Origin of the sequence: Pseudomonas sp. PDM02 (assembly GCF_014852285.1) — a bacterium.
GTDB lineage: Bacteria > Pseudomonadota > Gammaproteobacteria > Pseudomonadales > Pseudomonadaceae > Aquipseudomonas > Aquipseudomonas migulae.
Genome location: NZ_JACVBL010000003.1, coordinates 141,730 through 167,216, shown reverse-complemented (window position 1 = coordinate 167,216; position 25,487 = coordinate 141,730). Strand labels below are relative to the sequence as shown.

The following is a 25,487-nucleotide window of genomic DNA, read 5'->3' as shown; positions in this document are numbered from 1 at the left end:
ACGACTTTAGTCGGAAAATGACTCCCTGTTCTGGCACGGCGCTGACCAGCGGGGGGCAATTGGTCGATGAACCCGCAGGCGAAGAGCCCCCGTGTTTATTGGTCGAAACCGTGCCATTAGGGGTTTTCCCGATGCCGGGGTACGCCCTCATCTACGGCATTTGCGCCTTGAACGAGGCGGTTTAATCCTGCACCATCCGCTCCTGCTTATCCAAAGGACGGAATTCAAGGCATGCTGGACGCAAACGCAATCCATATTTCCCTCACGCTGGAAGGCGTTTCCGCTGACCTTCAGGTACTCAGTTTCGTCGGTCGCGAAGCCCTCAATCAGCCCTTCTGTTTTGACATCGAACTGGTCAGCGCACGCCCCGACCTGAAACTCGAAGAATTGCTGCACAAGCCCGGCTGCCTGACCTTCGGCGCCACCGGCGAAGGCATCATTCACGGCCTGGTCTATCGCATCGAGCAAGGCGACTCCGGCAAAAGCCTGACCCGCTACAGCATCAGCCTGGTGCCGCAACTGGCCTACCTGCGCCACAACCATGACCAGCAGATTTTCCAGCATTTGACGGTGCCGAAGATCATCGCCCAAGTCCTTGAGGCCCGCGGCATTCTGGCCGACGCCTATGACTTCCAGCTCGGCGCGATCTACCCCGAGCGTGTCTACTGCGTGCAGTACGACGAATCCGACCTGCATTTCATCCAGCGCCTGTGCGAAGAAGAAGGCATTCACTTCCACTTCCAGCACAGCAGCAGCGGCCACAAACTGGTGTTCGGCGATGACCAGACGGTGTTCCGCAAACTCGCGCCCGTGGCCTATCAGCAAGACTCCGGCATGGCCGCCGAGAAACCGGTGATCAAGCGCTTCAACCTGCGCCTGGAAACCCGCACCAGCCGTGTCAGCCGCCGCGATTACGACTTCGAAAAACCGCGCATCCTGCCTGAAAGCGCCGCTTCCAGTGCGTTCGCTCCGGACCTGGAAGACTACGACTACCCCGGCCGTTTCACCGACCGTGCCCGTGGCAAGCAACTGGCAACCCGCGCCCTCGAACGCCACCGCAGCGACTACAAACTCGCGGAAGGCAAAGGCGACCAGCCGACGCTGGTCAGCGGTCACTTCATGGCCCTTAGCGAACACCCGCGCGCCGAATGGAACGACCTGTGGCTGCTGCTGGAAGTGGTCCACGAAGGCAAGCAACCGCAAGTGCTCGGCGCCAACGTCACCAGCGACGTCACCCACAACAAAGACGATTTCCACCAGGGCTACCGCAACCGCTTCCTCGCCACTCCGTGGGACGCGCACTACCGCCCTGCCCTCGAACACCCGAAACCGCAAGTCCTCGGCAGCCAGACCGCCATCGTCACCGGCCCACCCGGCTCGGAAATCCACTGCGACGAGTACGGCCGCGTCAAAGTGCAATTCCACTGGGACCGCGACGGCCAGGCCAACGACAACACCAGTTGCTGGCTGCGCGTCGCCACCGGCTGGGCCGGCAGCGCCTATGGCGGCATCGCTATCCCGCGTGTCGGCATGGAAGTGCTCGTCACCTTCCTCGAAGGCGACCCCGACCAACCGCTGGTCACCGGCTGCCTGTACCACAAGGAAAACGTCGTCCCCTACGACCTGCCGGCGAACAAAACCCGCAGCACCTTCAAGACCCTCAGCTCACCGGGCGGCAAGGGCTACAACGAATTTCGCATCGAAGACAAAAAAGGCGCGGAACAGATCTACCTGCATGCCCAGCGCGACTGGGACGAAAACATCGAACACGACCAGAAAATCCGCATCGGCAACGAGCGGCACGACACGGTTGAGGCGAAGGTGTTTAGCGAGTTCAAGGTTGAGGAGCATCGGATCACGCATCTGGATCGCAAGACTGAAGCGCGGGCGGATGATCACCTTACGGTGGGTGTAACCCAGCATGTGAAGGTCGGGACGGCGCAGTTTGTTGAGGCGGGTGAAGAGATTCACTACCACGCGGGTAATAAAGTGGTGGTTGAAGGCGGGATGGAACTGACGGCGAAGGCTGGCGGGAGTTTCGTCAAGGTGGATGCGGGTGGTGTGACGATTAGCGGGGCGGAGGTGAAGGCCAACTCGGGCGGTGCGCCGGGTGCGGGCACGGGGATTGCTCAGTTGCCGCCGGTGGTGCCGACGCCTGCCGATCAGGATCGTGCGGGGAATGTGGTGCAGGCGAAGACGGTTCACTGACAACTTGAAAGCCGCAAGAAGCCATTCAAGTTGCGTCGCCCCCATAAAAAATCCAGCGCCTACGGGCGCTGGATTTGTCAGTACAGATCAAACGTCAGGCTGGTGCCTTCCAGCCCAGCATCCGTTGCTGCGCAACCTTGAGCAAGTCGCAACCGTCCTGCGTCAGCAGGTAAAGGGCGTGCGTGATGTGCGGAATGTCCTGCACGTCGCCGTCCTTGAAACATTGGAGGTGGAGTGTTTCAAGTAGCTCGCTGGAGGCGCGGATGCGCTGGAGGGCGGCTTCGAGGATGTCTTGGGGGTTGGCTTCGGTGTCGATGACCAGAGGAGATGTTTCGGTGACGCTGCTTTTGATTGAACGGTGACGATCGGGGAACGGATTAATCGTTGTCATAGTTAGTTACTCGCCTGTTTTGAAGTAACCGCCAGCACCGTGACCAAACGATGGGAGGCGGACCGTGTACAGGTTTGGTCAACTGAGAACAGTAACTCAGCTCGCCCGAAGGCGTCCTGCACACAGCCGCCACAGCATTGCGCCATGCGAACAGAGATGTCCGCAAAGCGAATGATGTCACACTTGTATGCACTGTTTAATTTTCAGGTGACCAAACCTGTTCGCTGATTTTGCAGCGAGCCCAAACAGTAATCGCTACGCCCCATCAGCCGAAAGTCGACAAAGCGTCCATCCTTGTAGGACGAAGCCGAAGCTACCGAAGATTTTCACCCCAACGAAACGCCTGACAGAAACGCCCCTCACGACAGGCGGCATTCAGCCGGGTTAACCATTGCTTAACCCTGCGGTCCAAAACTTTACTGGACCGCACGCCCTCAGGTTCCTCTGACGCCCAGTGCGGCAGGTTCGACGTTCTTTACGTCGAACTCTCGTTCCGTCCGCACCGGAGATTGCTCATGAATACGCGCATTTTGCTGGTTACCGCTGCCCTCGCCTGCACCGGGTTTACCGGGCTTGCCCAGGCCGACGACACCACTTCCTCACAAGCCGTGCCCTACGAATACGGGATGCCGCTGCACGTGGCCAAGGTGGTTGCGCTGACCGAACCTACGACGCTGGACTGCAAAGTCATTACGGCTGAGATGAAGTACATCGATACGTCGGGAAAACCCGCAGAGATCTCGTATCGCAAATGGTCGGATGCGTGCAGTTATCAGAATTGATCGGAAACAACAAACACGGGTCTGGCTTCCTGGCCAGACCCGTGATGTGACGACGGCGAATTAAAGCGCTTGCCGATCGGGGTGCAGCGTCTGGAGTTCTGCCCGATGCTGGATTTCGGTGCGCAGCCCGGCAATCAGGTCATTGATTTCACGACACCCATTGAGCGACTTGGCATTGATGCCAGTCTTCAATAGATCCACTTGATCGGTTTCAAGATCTGAATACACCTTGATCGTCATCGACAGGTCGGGCGTCAGCGTGCATTGACAACGTTTCGGCAGAAAACTGCTTTCGATGATGTTGCGAAGTTCCAAGGCAGAAAGAAACATGGCGACCCTCTCCTTATGTGAGATTGCCAATCAGCTATCAATGCCGACTCAACTCATTCGCGGCCAGCTTCAGGACCAGATGAAGCATAAAACATGCCCCGGATTTCGCCGTGCAGCTCATCGGTAATTCAAAGGTTTAATGTGTCTTCAAGTAAATGCACTCATGCAGTCTGCATGAACGCAGGTTCTCGCCCCTGCAAATTGCAACCTGATGAGTCCGGGTTTGCATTGGCCGCCCATGGCAGTAAAAATGCGGCCACTCCCTTTAACATCCGCTGACCCTACTCACACGCAAGGAGGCATCATGGGTTCATTGACCCGAATCACTACCGTCGGCCTGATTGTTGCCGGGCTATCGACCGTTGTTCACGCAGCCAAACTCGAAGACGTTGCACCGTTTCCCAAAGCCGAAAACGGCTTCACCCGCCAGGTCATTCACCTAGCCCCGCAAGCCGGTGAAGACAACTACCAGGTCGAAATTCTCGCCGGAAAGACCTTGACCGTTGACTGCAATCGCCAACGCCTGGGCGGCATGCTCGAGGAGAAAAACCTCGAAGGCTGGGGCTACCCGTTCTACCGACTGGAAAAAGTGATCGGCCCGATGAGCACGCTGATGGCCTGCCCGGATGGGAAAAGCAAACAGGACTTCGTCCCGGTGGTCGGTGACGGCTTCAGGTTGCGTTACAACAGCAAGCTGCCGATCGTGCTGTATGTGCCCAAGGATGTTGAAGTGCGTTATCGGATCTGGTCGGCGTCGAGCACGGTTGAAAAAGCTGTTCAGGAATAACTTCGATCCAGAACCTGTGGGAGCGGGCTTGCTCGCGAAAGCGGTCTATCAGTCAACATTAATGTTGAATTTGAAGACGCCTTCGCGAGCAAGCCCGCTCCCACAGGGGATTGGGCGGCGGCATTTCAAGCGTGCTCACGCCGGGGCTTCGCTCAGCGCAGCGCGCTCGGCGACATGGCGCAAGCTGTCGAAGTTGATGTTGGCGCCGGAGTCGATGGCCACCAGCGTCTGACCACGCACGCCAGTCTGCGCCACGTACTTCTTGATTCCCGCCACGGCCAACGCACCGGAAGGTTCGGTGATCGAGCGGGTATCGTCGTAGATGTTCTTGATGGCGGCGCAGAGTTCGTCATTGCTGACGGTCAGCACCTCATCCACGCAAAATCGGCAGACCTCGAAACCATAAGCGCCGATCTGAGCGACGGCGACGCCATCGGCGAACGTACCGACGTTGGGCAGGACAACACGCTCGTCTGCCTGTAAGGCGGCGCGCAGACACGCGGAATGTTCCGACTCGACGCCAATGATGCGGATTTCAGGTCGCAGGTATTTGACGTACGCGGCGATGCCCGCGATCAGGCCGCCACCGCCCACCGGCACGAAGATCGCGTCGAGCGATCCTTGGTGCTGACGGAGGATTTCCATGGCGACGGTGCCCTGCCCCGCGATCACGTCCGGGTCGTCGAAGGGCGAAACGAAGGTGCGGCCGGTTTGTTCTGCCAGGTTCAAGGCGTACGCCAGGGCAAACGGAAAACTCTCCCCATGCAGCACGGCATCGGCACCGCGGCTGCGCACTCCAAGCACCTTCAATTCCGGTGTGGTGGCGGGCATGACGATGGTCGCGGCAATCCCCAATTCACGCGCCGCCAGCGCCACGCCCTGGGCATGGTTGCCTGCCGAGGCGGTGATCACACCGCGCGCCTTCTGCTCATCGCTGAGCTGTACCAACTTGTTGTAGGCGCCACGGATCTTGAAGGAAAAGGTCGGCTGCAAGTCTTCGCGTTTCAGCAGGATCTGGTTGCCGAGGGCTTCGGACAGCGCCGGCGCTACTTGCAACGGCGTGCGTACCGCCAGTTCGTACACCGGCGCGGCGAGGATCTTTTTGACGTAGTGCTCAAGCAAGGTCTGCTGGGCGGGTGTGCTGTTCATGGTCGTCTCCTGACGTTGATCAGAACCCAAGAGACAGAAAGTAAAAACCCGCCTCTAGGGCGGGTTGGGTGCTGCAGTCGTGAGCTAGCCCGCCAAATAAGGAATGGCGGTAATAATGCTTGGCTGGCAGCGCAATACGGTGGAAGTCATGGCTGGAAATTAGCCGGGCATGACAGGCAAGTCAATGGCCAAATTTTCCCGGCCTGTGTAGGCTCGCTGTTCTGCTCATCGTCCAAGGAAGGAAACCATGAAGTCCATCGCCCTGCCCCTGATTGCCCTGCTCGCCTTCGCTGGCTACACCGTTGCGGTGATGCTCCAGGCGGAACAATCGTTGATCGAATTTGGCATCAGCCTGATGTCGCGACCTGATACGGCGCAGGTGGTGATTGATCTTTACCTGCTGGCGACGCTGGCCGGGGTGTGGATGTACAGCGATGCGCGCAAGCGTGGGCTGTCGGCATTGTCCGTCATTCCCTATCTATTGCTCACCGCGATTTTTGTGTCGATTGGGCCGTTGTTGTATCTGGTGGTTCGCGGGTTGCAGGAGCGGAAGAGGTCTGTGGGTGCCACGCAAGAAGTCTGATCCTGAGTGTGTGGTGGTGTTGAGGCCGCCATCGCCAGCAAGCCGGCTCCTACAGGAGATTTGTGTTGAACAGGAAACCTGAGTTCAACCCGGACCATTGTGGGAGCGAGCCTGCTCGCGATTACGGCCTGACATTCACCACATCATTTGGCCAACCGCCTGAGCCCCAACACCATCACTCCCGCCCCTAGCATCATCGCCGTCAAAAACAATGGATACGACACCCACCACGGCGTCCCCGCCGTCATCATGCTGAACTCGGACATGCCGCCGATGCTCGCAATCAGGTTCAGCGGCAGGAACACCACGTTGATCAGCGTCAGTTTGCGCAGCAGGTTGTTCATGCTGTTGTTCATCAGATTGCCCCGGGCGTCGATCAGCCCGGAGAACACCGTGGAATAGATTTCCGCCTGTTTGTAGCACTGGTTGTTTTCAATGATCAGGTCGTCGATCAGGCCGATGGCCTCGGCGCCGAAGTGCTCCTTTTCCGCGTGGTTGCGCAGCCGGGTCAGGACCGCGCCGTTGCTGTGTATCGCGTTGATGTAATAGATCAGGCTTTCGCTGAGGTTGAACATCTGGATGAGGTGCTGGTTCTGCATCGACGCGTTGAATTTCTGCTGCAACTCCCGCGCAACCAGCTTGATCACCTTGAGGTGGCCCAGGTAGTGATGGATGTTGTTGAACAGCAGATCCAGCAACACATCCAACGGCGTGTTCAGTTTCTGCCGGGTGCCGAGCCCATGCAGCGGCGAGTCGTCGGTGGCGATCACCAGCAAACGCTGGGTAGAAAACAGCAAGCCGCAGGACGACACTTCAAAAGCCAGGCTGCCGGCGCCGGAGTAGTTCTCCGGGCGCTTCCAGATCAGAAACAGGTTGTCGGGGTGAAACTCGATGCGCGATACCTCGTCCGGGTCCAGCGCCGACGCCAGGGCGTGTTCATCGAGTTTGAAATGGCTGTGCAGCAAGTCGCGCTCGGCCGCATCGGGGTTGCTGAACAGCATCACTTCGGCGTCCAGCCGTTCGACCGCATGCAGCACGCCGTGGGTCAGTTGAAAGCTCTTGATCATCGGCCGCTCACCAGGCCTGGCCGCGGCGTTTGAGTTCCAGTCGGCGGACGAATTCTTCCAGCACCAACGAGTACAAATCGTCCTGCAGATACGCGTCTTCGATGCCGGCGTCCATGTTCGGGTTGTCGTTGACCTCGATGACCACCACCTTGTCGCCGGACTGCTTGAGGTCGACGCCGTAGAGGCCGTCACCGATGAGGTTCGCGGTTTTCACCGCCAGTTCCACCACCGCACGCGGTGCTTCGTGAACCGCCAGGGTACGGCATTCGCCGTTGATGTCTTGCCCCTTGGCCTTGTGGTTGTAGATCTGCCAATGGCCCTTGGACATGAAGTACTGGCAGGCAAAGATCGGTTTGCGGTTGAGCACGCCGATGCGCCAGTCGTACTCGGTGTAGAAGAACTCCTGAGCCAGCAACAGCACCGAGTGTTCGAACAGTTCGGCGGTCGCTTCGAGCAAGGCTTGCTGGCTCTCGACTTTGATCACTCCACGGGAGAAACAGCCGTCGGGAATCTTCAACACCAGCGGAAAGCCCAGGCGCTCGCCGACCCGTTCGAAGTCTTCCGGTCGTTCCTTGTAGAGGATTTCGGTGGCGGGCATGCCCAATTGATGGCTATTGAGCAGGTCGGTCAGGTAGACCTTGTTGGTGCAACGCAGGATCGATGCCGGGTCGTCCATCACCACCAACCCTTCGCTCTCGGCCTTTTTCGCGAAACGGTAGGTGTGGTTGTCGACGCTTGTAGTCTCGCGGATCAGCAGCCCGTCGTATTCGGCGATGCGTGCGTAGTCCTTGCGCTCGATCAGCTCCACATCAATGCCCAAGGTCTTGCCCACGCGTACGAAATTTTCCAGCGCCTTGGGGTTGGACGGCGGCAACGCTTCCTGCGGATCGTGCAGGATCGCCAGGTCATAACGGGCCAGGCGCCGCGACCGTGGCACGCGCCAGATCTTGCGACTGAACGTATCGAGTGAGTGGGCGAACTGATCTTCCTGATCTTCGCGCAACTTGTGCAAGGCGCCAGACTTTATCCCTTCGATGTGCCAGCCGTTAGTTCGACGAAACTCAACTAACAATATCGGACACGGAAATACTTCAAACAACTGTCGCGCCAAATCCTGCAACGGCTCTATATGCGTTTTTCCAAAATACAGGGTCAGGGTAAAACCTTCGGTGTCACTGTAAAGGTGATGACTGAGGGCTTTTTCCAGGGTTTTATCCAGGTCATCCAGCGCCAGGCCGTACAGGGCTTTGCGCGTCAGTTCGCTGATGGTGCGCACCGATGGAATAACCTTGTGCCCCCGCGCCTCGGCCAGCAGCGAGCAGTAATAACCGTGCCCCAGGTACTTGTAGCTGCGGCACAGGTTGATCACCTGGACCCGTTTGCCCTGCTCGTTGTCGCGGGTCTGCTCGAGGTATTCCTGAGCCGTGACGATGTCTTCGCTGGGAAAGTAGGACGCCCAGTCTTCCTTGCGTTCGACGATGATAATCAACTGACTTGAAGTTCTAACCGTGTCATTTAAATAAGTTGCTGCCGGCAAACTTTGCTCGGATACTTCGCGCCAATGACCTTGTACCGCTGACATAGTGATTGATCCGTTGGAGAACAAGACCTTTCCTATTAAGCACGAACTTTTTCGAAAGTCCCGTTTCGTTACGCAACTTTTACGGCGGTCATATGAATCCTGTCTTTCGCTTGGCGGTAGTTGAAGACTTACCCGCGTTGCTGGCACTCGAACAGCAATGTTTCACCACGGACCGGCTCACCAGCCGCAGCTTTCAATGGATGATCACCCGCGCTCACGGACGACTGCTGGTGGCCCAGCGTGGCGAGCAATTGCTGGGTTATGCGGTGGTGTTGTTTCACCGGGGCACATCGCTGGCGCGGCTCTACTCGATTGCCATCGCCGAACAGGCTCGCGGCAGTGGGCTCGGCAAGCAATTGCTGGAACGCATCGAGGCCTGCGCCCTGGAACACGACTGCGCGTACCTGCGGCTGGAAGTGCGCATCGACAACCCCGCCGCCATCGCCCTGTATGAGCGCAACGGTTACCGGCGCTTCGCGCTGATCCATGATTATTACCAGGACCATGCCGATGCGCTGCGCCTGGAAAAACGCATCCTTCAGCACCATGACTCGCGCAACATCAACGTGCCCTGGTACGCCCAGACCACCGAATTCACCTGCGGCCCCGCGTGCCTGTTGATGGCCATGGGCGCACTGCAAACCGGTCGAGTGCTGGAGCGCCGCGAAGAACTGCAGATCTGGCGCGAAGCAACCACCGTGTTCATGACCTCTGGCCACGGCGGGTGCAGCCCTCAAGGTCTGGCATTGGCGGCGGCGCGACGCGGGTTTCGTGTGCGCCTGCAAGTGAGCATGGCCGGGCCGTTGTTTCTCGATGGCGTGCGCGATGAGCATAAAAAAGACGTCATGCGCCTGGTGCACGAGGAGTTCATGGCTCAGTTGGGAACGACTGACGTCGAACAGGTGCTCGGTGGTCCGCTGGACCTGCCTCGGTTACTGAACGACGGCGGACAGCCGCTGGTGCTGATCAGCAGTTATCGGCTGACCCGCTCCAAGTCGCCGCACTGGGTGATCGTCACCGATTGCGATGAGGAATTTGTGTACCTGCACGACCCGGATGTCGACCATAGCCAGCATCGTCAGCCCATGGACTGCCAGCATTTGCCGGTCAGCCATGGGGAGTTCGAAAAGATGTGCAGTTTCGGGCGCGGCAAGTTGCGGGCGGCGGTGATTCTTTATCGCCGGGGGTAATCAATGCATTTATGTTGTGTCTACCGCCGCCTTCGCGAGCAAGCCCGCTCCCACATTTGATCGCGGTCAGTGTGGGAGCGGGCTTGCTCGCGAAGGCGGCGTAAGACTTTTACTTCAGCCCGACCTTGTACAACACGCCATCATCTTCATCGGTGAGCACATACAAATACCCGTCCGGCCCCTGCCGCACGTCGCGGATGCGTTTGTTCAGCTCGCCCATCAAACGCTCTTCGTGAACCACCCGGTCGCCGTCCAACTGCAGGCGTATCAACTCCTGACTGACCAGCGCACCGATGAACACGTTGTGCTGCCACGCCTTGAAGCGGTCAGCGTCGTAAAACGCCATGCCGCTCAGGCCGGGAGATTTTTCCCAGACGTGGCGTGGCGCAACAGTGCCCACGGCGGTCTTGCCCGTGGCTTCCGGGATCGGTTGACCGGAGTAGTTGATGCCATGGGTCGCCAGAGGCCAGCCGTAATTCTTGCCACGCTCGATGATGTTGATTTCGTCACCGCCGCGCGGGCCGTGTTCGTTTTCCCAGAGCACGCCGGTCCAGGGATTGAGCGCCGCGCCTTGTGGATTGCGCTGGCCGTACGACCAGATTTCCGGACGCACGCCCGCCTGGCCGACAAAGGGGTTGTCGTCGGGCACCGTGCCGTCCGGGTAGATCCGCACGACCTTGCCTTGCAGCTTGTCCAGATCCTGCGCGGTTGGCCGGTCATTGTTCTCGCCGAGGGTGATGAACAGGTAGCCGTCACGGTCGAACACCAGTCGCGAACCAAAGTGATTGCCGACCGAGAGTTTGGGCTCCTGACGGAAGATCACTTTGAAATTCCTGATCGCCGTCAGGTCTTGCGACAGTTGCCCGCGACCGACCGCCGTGCCGGCCTTGTTTCCCTCGCCGCCACCTTCGGCGTAGGACAGATAGACCGTGCGGTCCTGTTTGAAATCGGGCGACAGCACCACATCGAGCAGACCACCCTGCCCTTTGGCCCAGACCTTCGGCACGCCACTGAGCGGTGCCGAAAGTTTGCCGTGGACGCTGACCACGCGCAGGTTGCCGGGCCGTTCGGTCACCAGCATCCCTTGGCGATCCGGCAGAAACGCCAAGGCCCACGGATGATCCAGCCCCTTGGCGATGGGCGTGACCTCAAGGGTGCCCTGTTCACTTTTCAGCGCTTGCACGGACGCCGCGAAAACCGGCGCGGCGGTGCTGATCAGGGCGCTGGCGCAAACGGTAGCCAGGAGGGTTTTACGCAACATGCACGATTCCTTTTGTCGTCTGAATGGCTGGCAAGACGTGCGTCCTGCTGCTCAACGGTTGCTGGTGCCTGCGTCCCGAGGGGGTGGATTAGGGATGAATTTCGGTGGGCTGACAGGCGCCGACCGATCCTGGGGATAGCGGTTGCCAATGCCGCCGTTGTCCAGCGTCGGTGGCCGCGGAACGGGAACCGTGTTCGGCCCGCGGATGGCCGGCGCACTGGGTTGTGTGCCTTGCATGCTATTGGGGTTGGCCCGGCGAATCGGGCTGTTGTAAGGATTGCTGGTTGCGCCCGTCGGGCTCTGGGCGAACAGCATCGGGAATGCGGGTAACCGGGTGTCGGCCTGGGCCAGATGGCTCAGCACGCCCGTCAATGTCATCGTGATGATGCCAAACGCTAATCGGTTCATGGCCAGCCTCTCGAGGTGATACAGCCTTCGATAGCACGCTACGCCGAGGGTTCGGATTTGTTAACCAAAACCATGTAACACGAAGTTGATCCCCTGCCAGGACTGGCTTGTACGCCGCTGAAAACTTTGCGCCGGGCCATGGGCAGCCGCGACGCCTCAATCAGATCCAGACAAAAATCGCCAGCAACCCGGCAAAAATCGCCCACTTTTCCAGGTAATAGAGTGTGCGGTTGCGCTTCTTCAACGCTTTGCCGCGCAGGCGAATCTTGTAGATTCTGGTGAACAGTCGATTGATGCCACCCGTCTTGTCGCCCACTTCGTTCGGTGCACCGGCCGCCGACATCACGTTGCGGCTGAACCAGCCATTGAACGCCGCTGCCCAGCGATACTTCATGGGGCGCTCGATGTCGCAGAACAAAATGATGCGGTTCTGCTGCGTAGTGTTTTCGGCGTAATGAATGAAGGTCTCGTCGAACATCACCGCTTCACCGTCACGCCAGTGATAGTTCTCGCCATCGACGTTGATGTAGCAACCGGCGTCGTTCGGAGTCTCCAGGCCCAGGTGATAACGGTAGGAACCGGCATACGGGTCGCGGTGACGTACCAGTTTCGAACCGGGCGGCAGTTCGGCGAACATCGCCGCCTTGATCGAACCGATGCTCTGTACCAGTTCGGTGGTGCGCGGGCAAAGCTTCATTGCCGAAGGATGACTGTCGCCGTACCACTTCAAGTAGAAGCGCTTCCAGCCGGTTTTGAAGAACGAGTTGAAGCCGACGTCGTCGTACTGGTTCGAGCGCTTGATCTCACCCGCCTTGAGCAGGTTCTGACCTTCGGCGCGGATTTCTTCCCAATGGGTCTGCAACGGGCTCAGGTCCGGGAAGTCGGCCGGATCGAGATACGGTTTGTTGGGAATTTTCGAGAACAGGTACAGGAAGCAATTGATCGGCGCGAGAAACGTCGAGTGATCGCTCAGTTGGCGGCCCAGCTTGTGGCGCACCCGACCGCGCAGGTGGACGTACGCAATCGATACAACATAAATAGCGGCAATGATGAGTTTCACGGAAATCGTCACACGTCAGAAGTGAACAAACTGCGTCCCCTGACAGGCCCGACGGCCCAAGGGTCTTGTGCAGCGTCTGAATACGAAACAGCGTCCCTGAGGCGCGTCCTTGAGCATGCCGGCGGTCGGCATCCGGTTGAAAGATGGCATTTTAGCCACGAGTTGTAACAAATGGTTAGCGTTCAACTGTGAAAATCTGTCCACTTGTACCGCCAAAGCACCCGTGCGGCCTCAACGCCCTATCGTTTAAAGAGCCAGACCAGTACAATCGCCGCCAAACATTACGCGCCCCCCTTGGTTGATGACGGGACTGAACCCCGTCTCAGCGCACTTCGACTCGGGCCAAGCGCTCCAACTGCTGCTGTCCACTTATTGCCAGATGGACCTTCCGCTTCTGATCGGGATGTATTTCCCGTGGTTTGAATACCGGAAACGGGTACTGAATCGGTACTGCCGCAACCCTAGCTACTCTGAATGCTTCGCAGGAAAAACCTTTGATCTCTACAGCTAACATCACGATGCAGTTCGGCGCCAAGCCGCTATTCGAAAACGTTTCGGTCAAATTCGGCGCGGGCAACCGCTACGGCTTGATCGGCGCCAACGGCTGCGGCAAGTCGACTTTCATGAAAATCCTCGGTGGCGACCTCGAGCCTTCCGGCGGTCAGGTCATGCTCGAGCCGAACGTGCGTCTGGGTAAATTGCGCCAGGACCAGTTCGCCTACGAAGAATTCACCGTGATCGACACCGTGATCATGGGTCACGAAGAACTGTGGAAGGTTAAAGCCGAGCGCGACCGCATCTACTCGCTGCCGGAAATGACCGAAGAAGACGGCATGGCCGTGGCCGAGCTGGAAACCGAGTTCGCCGAAATGGACGGCTACACCGCCGAGTCCCGTGCCGGCGAACTGTTGCTGGGCCTGGGTATCGGCATCGAGCAGCACTTTGGCCCGATGAGCGAGGTTTCCCCAGGCTGGAAACTCCGTGTATTGCTGGCGCAGGCGCTGTTCTCCGATCCTGAAGTGCTGTTGCTCGACGAACCGACCAACCACCTGGACATCAACACCATCCGCTGGCTGGAAAACGTGCTGACCCAGCGCTCCAGCCTGATGATCATCATCTCTCACGACCGTCACTTCCTGAACAGCGTGTGCACCCACATGGCTGACCTGGATTACGGCGAGCTGCGCCTGTTCCCGGGCAACTACGACGAGTACATGACCGTGGCGACCCAGTCCCGCGAGCAACTGCTGTCGGACAACGCCAAGAAGAAGGCTCAGATTTCCGAGCTGCAATCGTTCGTCAGCCGCTTCTCGGCCAACGCCTCGAAAGCCAAGCAGGCCACGTCCCGCGCCAAGGCGATCGACAAGATCCAGCTGGCCGAGGTCAAGCCTTCGAGCCGTGTGAGCCCGTTCATCCGCTTCGAACAAACCAAGAAGCTGCACCGTCAAGCGGTCATCGTCGAGGGCATGGCCAAAGGCTTCGACGGCAAGACACTCTTCAAGGACTTCAGCTTCCAGGTTGAAGCTGGCGAGCGCGTTGCGATCATCGGCCCGAACGGTATCGGTAAAACCACCCTGCTGCGCACCCTGGTCAACGAACTGACCCCGGATGCCGGCACCGTGAAGTGGACCGACGCCGCGGAACTGGGCTACTACGCCCAGGACCACGCGCACGACTTCGAAGACGACTGCAACCTGTTCGACTGGATGGGCCAGTGGACCCAGGGCGGCGAGCAACTGGTTCGCGGCACCCTCGGCCGCATGCTGTTCTCCAACGACGAGATTCTGAAGTCGGTCAAAGTCATCTCCGGTGGTGAGCAAGGTCGCATGCTGTTCGGCAAGCTGATCCTGCAAAAACCGAACGTGCTGATCATGGACGAACCGACCAACCACTTGGACATGGAATCCATCGAGGCGCTGAACCTGGCGCTGGAGAACTATCCGGGCACGCTGATCTTCGTCAGCCACGACCGTGAGTTCGTATCGTCGCTGGCCACCCGCATCATCGAGTTGAGCCCTAGCGGCGTGATCGACTTCAGCGGTACTTATGATGATTACCTGCGTAGTCAGGGCGTTGTGTTCTAAGCGTTCGCTATAAATGAAAAGCCCTGTCCATGTGACGGGGCTTTTTGCATTTCATGGCCAATGAAATTGCTGGTGCACAAGACCTCTTCGCGGGCAAGCCTCGCTCCTACAGTATCGAGTCGTACGCGAATTTCGGGATCGACAAAAAACACTGTAGGAGCGAGCGGTGCGGCGATCCGACTTGCCCGCGAAGAGGCCCTCGGGCTCAACGAATATAGTTAGCCTGCTTTCTTTTATTCCACACCCGCGCCATGATGGACCTCTCCCACCGCCGCCCGCGAACGAGCCCTCATGTCTGCGCAGCAACTGCCACCGCAAAGCTCCATGGCGATCACCCTGCAGATCGTCTCCATCGTTTTCTATACCTTTATTGCCTTCCTTTGCATCGGCCTGCCGATTGCTGTGTTGCCGGGTTATGTCCACGAACAACTCGGGTTCAGCGCTGTCGTCGCAGGGCTGACCATCGGTTCGCAATACCTCGCCACCCTGCTCAGCCGCCCGATGGCCGGGCGCATGTCGGACAGCATCGGCACGAAACGATCGATTGTTTACGGGTTGGCGGGGATTGTCTTGAGCGGCGCGCTGACGTTGCTGTCGACGTTGCTGCAAAGCTTTCCGCTGACGAGCCTGTTGATCCTGATCGCCGGCCGTTTGTTGCTGGGCATCGCGCAGGGCTTGATCGGCGTCGGCACCATCAGTTGGTGCATGGGCCAGGTCGGCGCGGAACACACCGCGCGCTCGATCTCGTGGAATGGCATCGCGTCCTACGGCGCCATCGCGATCGGTGCGCCATTGGGCGTCGTGATGGTGGCCGCGTATGGTTTTGCCAGCCTGGGCATCGCGCTGTCATTGCTGGCTGCGTTGGCGCTGCTGCTGATCCGCAATAAACCGTCGGTGCCAGTGGTTCGCGGTGAACGCCTGCCGTTCTGGGCGGTGTTCGGGCGTATTGCGCCGTTCGGCGCGAGTTTGAGCCTGGCGTCGATCGGCTACGGCACGTTGACCACCTTTATTACCCTGTATTACGTCAACCGTGGCTGGACCGGCGCCGCGTACTGCCTGACGGTGTTCGGTGTCTGCTTCATTCTTGCGCGACTGCTGTTCATTTCCAGCATCAGTCGTTTTGGTGGATTCACCTCGGCGATTGTCTGCATGAGCATTGAAACAGTGGGCCTGGTGCTGCTGTGGCTCGCGCCGTCGACCGGTTTCGCCCTGATTGGCGCGGGTCTGGCCGGGTTTGGCCTGTCGCTGGTGTACCCGGCGCTGGGGGTAGAAGCCATTAAACAGGTGCCCAATTCCAGTCGCGGCGCGGGTTTGAGTGCTTACGCGGTGTTTTTCGATCTGGCGCTGGCGATTGCCGGACCGCTGATGGGCGCGGTGGCGTTGAACATGGGGTACTCGTGGATTTTCTTCAGTGCGGCAATGTTGTCGATCACCGGCCTGGCCCTGACTCTGCTACTGAAACGCCGCGCTACAGCCTGATCAACACAAACCTTGCTGGCGATGGCGATTTTAAGGGCGCCATCGCCGGCAAGCCGGCTCCTACGGATTTGGGGATGACTGGGTTTGTGGGTGCACCACAAGACCTGTAGGAGCCCGGCTTGCGGGCGATGGCGATTTCATGGACGCCATCGCCAGCAAGCCGGCTCCTACAGATTCGGGGGATGCTGGGGTTTGTAGGTGCGCCGCAAGACCTGTAGGAGCCCGGCTTGCTGGCGATGGCGATTTTAAGGGCGCCATCGCCAGCAAGCCGGCTCCTACGGATTCGGGGATGTTGGGGTTTGTGGGTGCACCGCAGGACCTGTAGGAGCCCGGCTTGCTGGCGATGGCGATTTCATGGGCGCCATCGCCGGCAAGCCGGCTCCTACAGTGGTGTGTGGGTCCTATTGATCGGCGGTTTGCATGCCGGCGCGGGTCGGTTTGCCCAGTGCGTGGGAGAAGAAGCGCCCCGCTTCGGAGATCATGTTGCGATGGATGTCCTCGCGGTCGACGCCGTCGGCATCGGTGCACAGCGCCGGCATCGCCTTGATCTGTTCTTCGTTGCAGGGGGCCATGAACACGAAGTGCCCTGCCCCCGCCAGTAGCTTGAAGTCCGGTGCGGTCGGCAGTTTGCGCGCCAGCGCGGCGGCGTTTTTGTCGAAGGCCACCAGTTTGTCGCCGTCACCGCTGTACAGCAGCACCGGCACATGCACGTCGGCCAGGGTATGACGGCCGAATTTCAGGCTCAACGGCGCCATCAGCAGCAGCGCGTGCACCCGTGGATCCGCCACCGGTTGCAGGTCATCACGGTCGACAATCAGTTCACCCTGGGTGTTGCAGGCATCGTGGTCGTCCGGACGTTCCTGGCAATAGCGACGCAGACGATCCAGATCCGGCGTCGCCCCCGACAGAATCAGCGCCGTCTCCCCGCCGGCCGAATAACCGATCACCCCCACCTGATCGGCATTGACGAACGGCGCGAGCATGCGGTCGCCCAAGGTCGCGGTAATGGCTTCGGAAATCTGGATCGGCCGCCCATACAAGTTGCTCAAGGTACCGAGGCGGCTGTGGTCTTTCGAGTTGTCGCCGGGATGAATCACCGCCACCACCACAAAACCCTTGCGTGCCAGCGATGTGGCGAGGTCGTGCAGGGCCATCGGGGTTCCGGTGTTCCCGTGGGACAGCATCAGCATCGGGAAGCGGCCAATGGCGACGCGGGTGTCTTCGCCCGCTTCGACCGTGTAGCCCTCGAGTTTACTGGAGTGTTCACGGTCGCTGGAGGGATAGAACGCGATGGCGCGCATCGGTTGCAGGTCCAGTGGGTCGAGAAAACTCATCTCATGGAAACCGACGCTCCAGTGAGGATGTGGCGCAGGCGCGGCGTGCACTGAATTCAGGCTGCTAAGCAGGCAAATCAGTAACGTTGCCCAAAGACGCACCATGGGATGCCCCACCTTTGTTACTTGACCGGGAAGCCCGTTCTCCATCGATTACCGAGGAAGCGGCCTTGTACCAGCAATTGCGGCCACCAAGGTCGTTACAGAACGGGGACGTTAAACCCTCGACTGCATAACCTGGGCCACAACATGAAAGATTACGCAATGATCAGAAACAAAAAACTCCGTATCTGACCTTGCGGGATCAGAATACAGAGTTTTTTGGGGTGTTGCCCGAGCTGATTTACAACTTTACGCAAGCCTTACGCGGCGGCGAACAGTTGCTCGCTGATTTGCGTGCGAGCAGCGCTCATGGCTTTGGTGCGGACTTCATCACCGTACGCCAGGCCTTCGGCACGGACGAATTCAATGTCGGTGATGCCGAGGAAGCCGAACAGCAACTTCAAATACTCTTCGTGCGCAACGCCACTCGCTTGACCTGCGTGCAAACCGCCGGCAGTCGACACGATCACGACTTTCTTGCCACCGCACAGGCCTTCAGGGCCGGCTTCGGTGTAGCGGAAGGTCTGACCGGCAACGGCGACGCGGTCGATCCAGGCCTTGAGTTGGGTCGGGATGGTGAAGTTGTACATCGGTGCTGCGATGACGACGGCATCGGCGGCGAGGAATTCGGCCAGTGTCGAGGCACTCAGTTCGGCTTCGTGCTGCTGGGCGGCGTTGCGCAGTTCAGCGGAGGTGCCGGCGGCGACCAGGGTCGTGGCGGAGAAGTGGCTGATGGCATCGCTGGCCAGGTCGCGGTAGGTCACGACGGCGGTCGGCTCGGCCGCTTGCCAGGCGCTGACGACTTCGCGGCTCAGCTGACGGGAAGCCGAGTTGTCACCAAGAATGCTCGAATCGATATGCAGCAGTTTCATATGGGATCTCCAGGTGAGGACCGCCACGAGGCGATCTGATGGAGACAATCCTACAGACGAAACCAATAGCTGATTAGACCGCAACAATGCGATAGTTCGTCTCACTGATAGAACAATCGAGTTAAAACCATGCAAGACCTCAATGACCTCTACTACTTCGCCAAAGTGGTCGAAGCTGGCGGTTTCGCGGCAGCCGGGCGTTTGCTGGGGATTCCCAAATCACGATTGTCGCGCCGCATCGCCGAACTGGAAGAACGCCTGGGTGCGCGCCTGCTGCAACGCACCACCCGGCAGCTTAAGTTAACCGCTGTGGGCGAGCGCTATTTGCGCCACTGTCAGGCCATGTTGCTGGAAGCCGAGATGGCCGATGAGGCCGTGGCCAGCATGTCCAGCGAACCGCGCGGACGCTTGCGGGTGTCCGCACCCGTCGGGCTGGCTCACGAAATGTTGCCAACGGTGATCAGCAAATTCCTCGAGAAATACCCTCATGTCCAGCTGGAGGTCATGCTGGTAAACCGCCGGGTCGATCTGGTGACCGAGGGCGTCGACGTCGCGTTGCGAGTTCGCGAACCGGGTGATGAAGACCCGCTGCTGGTGACCCGGCGCCTGCGTCAGGCACAGATGCTGATGGTGGCCAGTCCGGGTTTTCTTCATGGACGAGCAATCAATCATCCCGAAGACCTCAAGGGCTTGCCGGTGCTCGGCGCTCTGGAAGCGGACCGCATGGTGCACATCCGCATGCTCGACCAACAGGGTAAAAGTCATGAACTCGCGCTCGAAGCGCGACTGGGCATCGATGACTTTATCGTGCGCAGGGCCTGCACCCTCGCCGGCCAGGGTTTTACCATGCTGCCGATGATGTATTGCGAGCAGGAACTGGAAAGCGGCGCGCTGGTGCAGTTACTGCCCGACTGGTCTTTGCCTGGCGGCTGGCTGCAAGCGGTCTACCCTCATCGGCGCGGAGTGATGCCGGCCGTTCGCGCCTGGCTCGACCATTTGATCGAATCATTCAATGCCTGTGGGGACCGACTGATATGAAGGCTGGGCGTATGAGCGAAGAGGATGTCGCGCAATTCTGTCTCGCGCTGCCGGGGGCGCGGGAAGATTACAAGTGGGGTGGCGTGCGGGTGTTTTCGATTGCCGGAAACAAGATGTTCGCCCTGCAGAACCTGCGGGGCGACTCTTTGGCGTTCAAGGTCGACAAGGACTTGTTTCTGGGGCATTGCGACCGCCCGGGCATTCATCCGGCGCCGTATCTGGCCCGGGCCCAGTGGATCATCATGCAAGCACCTTACCCGCTGGGCAGCGAAGAACTGCAAGGGCTGCTGCAACGTTCCCATCAACTGGTGGTGAGCAAACTGCCCAAACGCACGCAGGTCGGGCTGCTGCTTTAGAGCAGCGCCAGATTGGCGCCCAGGAACAGTTGATCGATCCAGAACACCTGATGCAGCAGCACGATCACCCAGAACAGCAACTGAAACGACACTTTGCGGGTCTTGTGCCGAAACACCTGCTGGGCCAGCAACGCGCCCGGCCAGCCGCCGGCGAGTTCCACCGCATGCAACACGTTTTCCGGCGTGCGCCAGCTATCGGTCCGGGCCTTGCGCTTGTCGCTCCAATAAAGGAAGAACGCCAGCACACTGACGATGCCATAGGCCGCCAGGGGAATCAGCGAAACCCCTCGCAGCCAGAACGACATCGAGCCGAACAACGGCAGCGCACACACCATCGCGAACACCAGCAGTTTCAGCCGTGGGTTCTGGATTCCGCCCCCGGACTGGCGCCCGGGATTGTTGCGTGCGCGAGTGTCATTCATGGCTTGACCGCTGTCCAGTCAACCCAGCCAAACTGCCAGGTGGCGAGAATGACCAGGCCAAATGCAATACGGTACCAGGCGAACACCGCGTAGCTGTGGCTGGCGATGAACTTGAGCAAGCCCCGGACCGCAATCATTGCGAAAATGAACGCGGTGACGAAGCCGATGGCGAACACCGGGAAATCGGCCGGGACGAACAGGTCGCGGTATTTGTAGCCCGAGTACACCGCCGCAGCGACCATGGTCGGCATTGCCAGGAAGAAGGAGAACTCGGTAGCGGTCTTGCGCGACAGGCCAAACAGCAACCCGCCAATGATGGTCGAGCCGGAACGCGATGTACCGGGAATCATTGCCAGGCACTGGGCGAAACCGACTTTAAGCGCATCTTGCCAGGTGATTTCATCGACCGTTTCAGCATGCACTTCATGCTGACGCTTTTCAGCCCACAACATAATGATCCCGCCCACCACCAACGCCGACGCAACCGTAATCGGGTTGAACAGGTAATGGTGAATCAAGTCGGAAAAAATCACCCCCAACACCACGGCCGGCATGAAGGCAATCAGCAGGTTGGCGGTAAAACGTCGGGCGCCGGGCTGCGTTGGCAAACCGGTCACCACATCGAGAATCTTGCGACGAAACTCCCACACCACCGCCAGAATCGCACCCAGTTGAATAATGATGTTGAAGGCAATGGCCCGTTCACCACCGAAATTGAGCAAGTCGGCCACGATGATCTGGTGTCCGGTACTGGAAATGGGCAAAAACTCCGTCAGCCCTTCTATAACGCCAAGTATCAATGCCTGAAAGGCGGTCCAAAGATCCATCAATCCCCCAAGAAGCGATGCGCCACGGCATGCCCCGTTAATATTTTTCAAAACATTGACTGCGATCAGCGCAGCTGCAGCCAGACGCGCACAGAATCCAGACGAAACCGTAAAAATTCCGTGAAAAATCAACTTGGATTCAGGTTTTTCCGTGCGGGGCCGAAATCCTATCAGACAAGGCTGAATAACGCTGCCACGTTATTGGACTTGGGTCGGATATGCCCGATCGGCAAAATGTGGTTGGATGCTGGCGGTCGTTTATTACAAGAAAAAGAAACAGGAGTGACAGCGTTATGAACAGCTTGCGCAATATGTCGATCAGCCGGCGTTTGTGGTTGATTTTGATCGTGGCCGTCATGATGCTTTTGACGTTGGGCGTGTTGATGCTCAAGCAGATTCACGAGGACCTGTATCACGCCAAGGCGCAGAAAACCCAGCACGTAGTGCAGACGGCCAGCGGCATTCTGACCTATTACCACGGGCTCGAAACCGCCGGCACGCTGACCCGCGAAGCTGCGCAGAAACAGGCGCTGACCGCCGTTCGCGGCCTGCGCTATGACCAGAACGACTACTTCTGGATCAACGACCTGACGCCGGTGATGATCATGCACCCGGCCAACCCCAAACTCGATGGCCAGAACCTCTCGGCGATCCGCGACCCGGACGGGTTTGCGGTGTTCAATGAAATGGTTGCCCTCGCCAAGGCCAAGGGCGCCGGCCCGATCGACTATCGCTGGCCGAAACCGGGCGCCAGCGAGCCAGTCGCAAAAACTTCCTACGTCAAACTCTTCGAACCGTGGGGCTGGGTGATCGGCTCGGGCGTGTATATAGATGACATGCAAGCCGAGTTCATGGGCCAGGTCTGGAAAGCGACAGTGGTCGGGTTGGTGATCGCCGCCTTCATGGCGCTGCTGGTGATCCTGATTGCCCGCAGCATCGTCCGTCCGCTGCAGGACACCGTGAACGCCATGGCCAACATTGCCAGCGGCGAGAGCGATCTGACTCGCAGCCTCGACACCCACGGTCAGGACGAAGTCACGCAGTTGGCACACCACTTCAATGCGTTCACCGCCAAGCTAAGACTGGTGATCAGCGAATTACAGGTGTCCGCCAGCGCCCTGGGCCAGTCGTCCAGCGAACTGGGCAACGACGCCGTCCAGGCCCAGCAACGCAGCCAGCAGCAATCGCAACAGATGGAACTGGTGGCCACGGCCATCAATGAAGTGACCTATGGCGTGCAGGACGTGGCGAAGAACGCCGAGCACGCCGCCAGCGAGATGCGCGATGCCGAGTCTCAGGCGCAGCAGGGCCAGGTCAACATCGACAGCAGCCTGCAACAAATCGACAAGCTGTCTTCAACGATTGATCAGGCCGTGGAAGTCATCCGCACCCTCGCCGCCGAAAGCACTCAGATCGGCAGCGTGCTGGAAGTGATCCGCTCAATCGCCGAGCAAACCAACCTGCTGGCCCTCAACGCGGCCATCGAAGCCGCTCGTGCCGGTGAACAAGGTCGCGGGTTTGCCGTCGTCGCCGATGAGGTGCGCCTGCTGGCCCAGCGCACGCAGAAGTCCACCGCCGAGATCCAGGCAATGATCGAACGCCTGCAAAGCCATTCCGAAGCGGCGGTCAAGGTCATCGGCGACAGCAGCCGCGCCTCGCAACTGACCATCGAACAGGCCGGCCTCGCCGGTGCAAGCCTGAATGCCATTGGCCAGGCACTGCGCAACCTCAACGGGTTGAACGCTTCCATTGCCAGCGCCACCCTGCAACAGGCCCATGTGGTCGAAGACATCAACCAGAACGTGACCCAGGCAGCCGGTTTGTCCCACAGCACGGCGCTGGCGGCGGAACAGTCGAGCGTGGCCAGCGTCCACCTCAAGGAACTGAGTGAGCAGTTGAACGGGTTGCTCAAACAATTCCGCGTGTAGGCGCCTGGCTTGTAGGCGATGGCACCCACGACATCGCCATCGCCAGCAAGCCGGCTCCTACAAGTTTTGGGTGAACCCACAATCCCCAACACCCACGCGATCCGTAGGAGCCGGCTTGCTGGCGATAGCGCCCATGAAATCGCCATCGCCGGCAAGCCGGGCTCCCACAGGTTTGGGGTGAACCCACAATCCCCAACACCCCCGCGATCCGTAGGAGCCGGCTTGCTGGCGATAGCGCCCGTGAAATCGCCATCGCCGGCAAGCCGGGCTCCTACAGGTCAACGGGTGTTTTCTCCCTCGCCAGCACAGCCTCATCCGCTGCAATCCGGGTACAATTCGCTCCCCTCTTCGTCTGCTCCAAGGAACCTCCATGTCCGGGCTTGAACTGTTTGCCGCCGCCCTCGGTGTCATTGCCGTCTGGTTGACGGTCAAACAGAACCCCTGGTGCTGGCCGATCGGTCTGGTCATGGTGTCGCTGTACAGTTGGGTCTTTTTTGAAGTGAAGCTGTATTCGGACATGCTGTTGCAGGTGATCTACGCCGCGTTGCAGCTCTATGGCTGGTGGCAGTGGACCCGCGCGGGGGTTGCGCGGCAAGGGCGGCAGGTTAGCCAACTCAAGGGCAAATCGATCGCGACAGGTCTGGCCATCGGTGCCCTCGGCAGTCTGATGCTCGGCGCGGCCATGGCGCACTGGACCGATGCCGCGCAGCCCTGGCTAGATGCGGCGCTGACGGGGTTCAGCCTGGTGGCGCAGGTCTGGATGGCGCAAAAGCGCGTTCAATGCTGGCCTCTGTGGATCACCCTGGATGTGATTTTCGTCGGGCTCTTCGTCTACAAGGGCATGTACTTGACCGCCGGGCTCTATGCGTTGTTTGCCGTGATCGCCGTTCAAGGCTGGCGGGAATGGCGCACCGACCCGGCATTGCGCACATGAAAGTCCTGGTACTCACCGGCCCTGAATCCAGTGGCAAGAGCTGGCTCGCGGCCGAGTTGCAAGCGCATTTCGGCGGAGTGCTGGTCGACGAATATGTCCGCTGGTTTATCGAACAAAACCCGCGTGATACCTGCCTGGCAGACATTCCGGAGATCGCCCGCGGGCAATTGCAATGGGAAGACGAGGCACGCGCCCGGCAGCCATCGTTGCTGATTCTCGACACCCACCTGCTGAGTAACATCCTCTGGAGCCAGACCCTGTTTGGCGATTGCCCCGCGTGGCTCGAGCAGGCGCTGCTGGCTCGCCAGTACGACTTGCATCTGTTGCTGTCTCCCGAACAGGTCGACTGGAAGGATGATGGCCAACGCTGCCAACCCGATTTGAGCGAGCGCCGGGCATTTTTCGACGCAACCCTGACATGGCTTGAAACCCATCAACAGCCTTTTCAAATTCTGCAGGGAAACTGGGCGGAACGGCGATTTCAGGCACTGCAAGCCGTCACCCTGCTGCTGAACCCCTGACCCGTTTTTAGGGGTTTTCACCCAGTAATTCCCCTGTTTTGGGGGCAAAAGTGTCCATACCTGTTACACCCACCCCACCCCAAACAGGCCGTTTCAGCGGTCTGCACCCTCTTCGCCCGTCAGCTGTTAAGCCACCAATACACCTCGGCGCAAAGCATTGATCTAGAGCACTGCAACCGCTTTTGTTGGACAAAAGCGCCCGCGCCCGTCTCAGACGTGAAACAGCACCGACATCGGCCTCCCGGACAAAATTTTTAACCCGTTGAATTAAAACAAAATTCAAAAAACGGCACAGCATTCGCTCTCTCCTTCACATCGCTGACTAGGGCCAGCCCACAAAAAGAAGGAATTGCCACTGTGGGGACTTTCAATACTTTCAATAAAGGCTTTACCTGCCTCCTCCTGATCGGATGCGCATTGGGCTCAAGTGTCCAGGCTGACGACGGCATCATCATTATCAAGCGTGATGTCCAGACACGAAACGCCGTGCAAGCGCCGGTGGCTCCCGACCCCAACCCCACGACCGCAAATGCCAACCCGAGCCAACAAATCCTCAGGCAAACGAACGAGTTGAACGACGGCGACTTTGCCAACGTCGCCAGTGGTGCCGGGATCTCCCGCCTCGTCACGTTAGGCAACACAAACCTGGGCGGCAACATCACCACCCAAAATCAGCTTTCCAACCTTCCCGCCGGACGCTCGGGAGGTTCGGGCAACGGTATTTCCAACCTGGTCAATTCAAGCGTCCAGCGTGGCCTGAGCGGTCTGAACGTCATTACGGGAGGCCGTTGA

The 25,487-nt window shown here is 59.2% G+C and carries 24 protein-coding genes and 1 pseudogene; 13 read left to right on the top strand and 12 right to left on the bottom strand.

Annotated elements, in window-relative coordinates:
* Positions 1-231 precede the first annotated feature (231 nt).
* A complete protein-coding gene (locus tag IB245_RS07185; RefSeq protein WP_192227122.1) occupies positions 232-2,208 on the top strand; it encodes a type VI secretion system tip protein VgrG in 1,977 nt (658 codons plus the stop codon).
* Positions 2,209-2,302: 94 nt separating this feature from the next.
* On the opposite strand, the gene IB245_RS07180 is transcribed toward IB245_RS07185, so the two are convergent.
* Positions 2,303-2,599 (bottom strand): hypothetical protein, encoded by a 297-nt coding sequence (locus IB245_RS07180; RefSeq protein ID WP_192227121.1) that lies wholly within the window; start codon positions 2,597-2,599, stop codon positions 2,303-2,305.
* Between the two features lie 515 nt (positions 2,600-3,114).
* Between IB245_RS07180 and IB245_RS07175 the strand changes: the two genes are divergently transcribed.
* Positions 3,115-3,381, top strand: a complete 267-nt coding sequence (locus IB245_RS07175) for a DUF2790 domain-containing protein (RefSeq protein ID WP_008044241.1) — start codon at positions 3,115-3,117, stop codon at positions 3,379-3,381.
* 60 nt (positions 3,382-3,441) lie between these two features.
* Here IB245_RS07175 and IB245_RS07170 read toward each other — a convergent pair whose 3' ends face one another.
* Positions 3,442-3,711, bottom strand: a complete 270-nt coding sequence (locus IB245_RS07170) for a DUF1652 domain-containing protein (protein ID WP_192227120.1) — start codon at positions 3,709-3,711, stop codon at positions 3,442-3,444.
* A 304-nt stretch (positions 3,712-4,015) separates the two neighbouring features.
* Here IB245_RS07170 and eco point away from each other — a divergent pair, with 304 nt between their 5' ends.
* Positions 4,016-4,498: a serine protease inhibitor ecotin gene (gene eco / locus IB245_RS07165; protein WP_192227119.1), complete on the top strand. Its 483-nt coding sequence runs from the start codon at positions 4,016-4,018 to the stop codon at positions 4,496-4,498.
* 147 nt (positions 4,499-4,645) lie between these two features.
* On the opposite strand, the pseudogene ilvA reads toward eco, so the two are convergent.
* Positions 4,646-5,647 (bottom strand): annotated as a pseudogene (gene ilvA / locus IB245_RS07160) (threonine ammonia-lyase, biosynthetic); the annotation flags it as partial.
* Positions 5,648-5,894: 247 nt separating this feature from the next.
* On the opposite strand from ilvA, the gene IB245_RS07155 reads away from it, so the two are divergent.
* Positions 5,895-6,230, top strand: a complete 336-nt coding sequence (locus IB245_RS07155) for a DUF2834 domain-containing protein (RefSeq protein ID WP_192227117.1) — start codon at positions 5,895-5,897, stop codon at positions 6,228-6,230.
* Positions 6,231-6,373: 143 nt separating this feature from the next.
* On the opposite strand, the gene IB245_RS07150 is transcribed toward IB245_RS07155, so the two are convergent.
* Positions 6,374-7,297, bottom strand: coding sequence for a magnesium transporter CorA family protein (locus tag IB245_RS07150; RefSeq protein WP_008044231.1), 924 nt, complete (start codon positions 7,295-7,297; stop codon positions 6,374-6,376).
* Between the two features lie 7 nt (positions 7,298-7,304).
* A complete protein-coding gene (locus IB245_RS07145; RefSeq protein ID WP_223434350.1) occupies positions 7,305-8,879 on the bottom strand; it encodes a RimK family protein in 1,575 nt (524 codons plus the stop codon).
* A 92-nt stretch (positions 8,880-8,971) separates the two neighbouring features.
* On the opposite strand from IB245_RS07145, the gene rimI reads away from it, so the two are divergent.
* A complete protein-coding gene (gene rimI / locus IB245_RS07140; RefSeq protein WP_192227116.1) occupies positions 8,972-10,069 on the top strand; it encodes a ribosomal protein S18-alanine N-acetyltransferase in 1,098 nt (365 codons plus the stop codon).
* 109 nt (positions 10,070-10,178) lie between these two features.
* Here rimI and IB245_RS07135 read toward each other — a convergent pair whose 3' ends face one another.
* The 3 genes from IB245_RS07135 to lpxO form a co-directional block, all read right to left on the bottom strand.
* Complete coding sequence (locus IB245_RS07135; protein ID WP_192227115.1) at positions 10,179-11,330, bottom strand: PQQ-dependent sugar dehydrogenase; 1,152 nt, start codon at positions 11,328-11,330, stop codon at positions 10,179-10,181.
* Positions 11,331-11,381: 51 nt separating this feature from the next.
* Positions 11,382-11,738, bottom strand: coding sequence for a hypothetical protein (locus tag IB245_RS07130; RefSeq protein ID WP_192227114.1), 357 nt, complete (start codon positions 11,736-11,738; stop codon positions 11,382-11,384).
* Between the two features lie 160 nt (positions 11,739-11,898).
* On the bottom strand, positions 11,899-12,798 hold the full coding sequence (gene lpxO / locus IB245_RS07125) for a lipid A hydroxylase LpxO (protein WP_192227113.1): 900 nt from the start codon (positions 12,796-12,798) through the stop codon (positions 11,899-11,901).
* A gap of 494 nt (positions 12,799-13,292) precedes the next feature.
* Here lpxO and IB245_RS07120 point away from each other — a divergent pair, with 494 nt between their 5' ends.
* Both IB245_RS07120 and IB245_RS07115 read left to right on the top strand, forming a co-directional pair.
* A complete protein-coding gene (locus tag IB245_RS07120) occupies positions 13,293-14,882 on the top strand; it encodes an ABC-F family ATPase (RefSeq protein WP_008026595.1) in 1,590 nt (529 codons plus the stop codon).
* Positions 14,883-15,173: 291 nt separating this feature from the next.
* Complete coding sequence (locus IB245_RS07115) at positions 15,174-16,361, top strand: MFS transporter (RefSeq protein ID WP_192227112.1); 1,188 nt, start codon at positions 15,174-15,176, stop codon at positions 16,359-16,361.
* Between the two features lie 401 nt (positions 16,362-16,762).
* Here the strand turns inward: IB245_RS07115 and IB245_RS07110 are convergent, their stop codons facing one another.
* Together IB245_RS07110 and IB245_RS07105 are read right to left on the bottom strand one after the other, a co-directional pair.
* Complete coding sequence (locus IB245_RS07110; RefSeq protein ID WP_192227111.1) at positions 16,763-17,800, bottom strand: alpha/beta hydrolase family protein; 1,038 nt, start codon at positions 17,798-17,800, stop codon at positions 16,763-16,765.
* A gap of 257 nt (positions 17,801-18,057) precedes the next feature.
* Entirely contained in the window at positions 18,058-18,669 is a 612-nt protein-coding gene (locus tag IB245_RS07105) for an FMN-dependent NADH-azoreductase (RefSeq protein WP_192227110.1), read from the bottom strand.
* Positions 18,670-18,798: 129 nt separating this feature from the next.
* Between IB245_RS07105 and IB245_RS07100 the strand changes: the two genes are divergently transcribed.
* Complete coding sequence (locus IB245_RS07100; protein ID WP_008029879.1) at positions 18,799-19,707, top strand: LysR substrate-binding domain-containing protein; 909 nt, start codon at positions 18,799-18,801, stop codon at positions 19,705-19,707.
* Positions 19,704-20,063 carry an MmcQ/YjbR family DNA-binding protein gene (locus tag IB245_RS07095; protein ID WP_192227109.1) on the top strand — a complete coding sequence of 120 codons (360 nt, stop codon included), beginning with the start codon at positions 19,704-19,706 and terminating at the stop codon, positions 20,061-20,063. The genes IB245_RS07100 and IB245_RS07095 overlap by 4 nt, the downstream gene beginning before the upstream one ends.
* On the opposite strand, the gene IB245_RS07090 is transcribed toward IB245_RS07095, so the two are convergent.
* Both IB245_RS07090 and IB245_RS07085 read right to left on the bottom strand, forming a co-directional pair.
* On the bottom strand, positions 20,060-20,485 hold the full coding sequence (locus IB245_RS07090) for a DUF1294 domain-containing protein (protein WP_192227108.1): 426 nt from the start codon (positions 20,483-20,485) through the stop codon (positions 20,060-20,062). The two genes, IB245_RS07095 and IB245_RS07090, sit on opposite strands and share 4 nt — an antisense overlap.
* Positions 20,482-21,312 carry an undecaprenyl-diphosphate phosphatase gene (locus tag IB245_RS07085; RefSeq protein WP_008043777.1) on the bottom strand — a complete coding sequence of 277 codons (831 nt, stop codon included), beginning with the start codon at positions 21,310-21,312 and terminating at the stop codon, positions 20,482-20,484. The genes IB245_RS07090 and IB245_RS07085 overlap by 4 nt, the downstream gene beginning before the upstream one ends.
* 293 nt (positions 21,313-21,605) lie before the next feature.
* On the opposite strand from IB245_RS07085, the gene IB245_RS07080 reads away from it, so the two are divergent.
* The 4 genes from IB245_RS07080 to IB245_RS07065 all read left to right on the top strand — a co-directional run bounded on the left by IB245_RS07080 (position 21,606) and on the right by IB245_RS07065 (position 25,487).
* Entirely contained in the window at positions 21,606-23,240 is a 1,635-nt protein-coding gene (locus IB245_RS07080; protein WP_008043778.1) for a methyl-accepting chemotaxis protein, read from the top strand.
* 370 nt (positions 23,241-23,610) lie between these two features.
* Positions 23,611-24,174: a nicotinamide riboside transporter PnuC gene (pnuC, locus tag IB245_RS07075; protein WP_192227107.1), complete on the top strand. Its 564-nt coding sequence runs from the start codon at positions 23,611-23,613 to the stop codon at positions 24,172-24,174.
* Positions 24,171-24,695: an AAA family ATPase gene (locus IB245_RS07070; protein ID WP_192227106.1), complete on the top strand. Its 525-nt coding sequence runs from the start codon at positions 24,171-24,173 to the stop codon at positions 24,693-24,695. The genes pnuC and IB245_RS07070 overlap by 4 nt, the downstream gene beginning before the upstream one ends.
* A 357-nt stretch (positions 24,696-25,052) precedes the next feature.
* Positions 25,053-25,487 (top strand): hypothetical protein, encoded by a 435-nt coding sequence (locus tag IB245_RS07065; RefSeq protein ID WP_008040279.1) that lies wholly within the window; start codon positions 25,053-25,055, stop codon positions 25,485-25,487.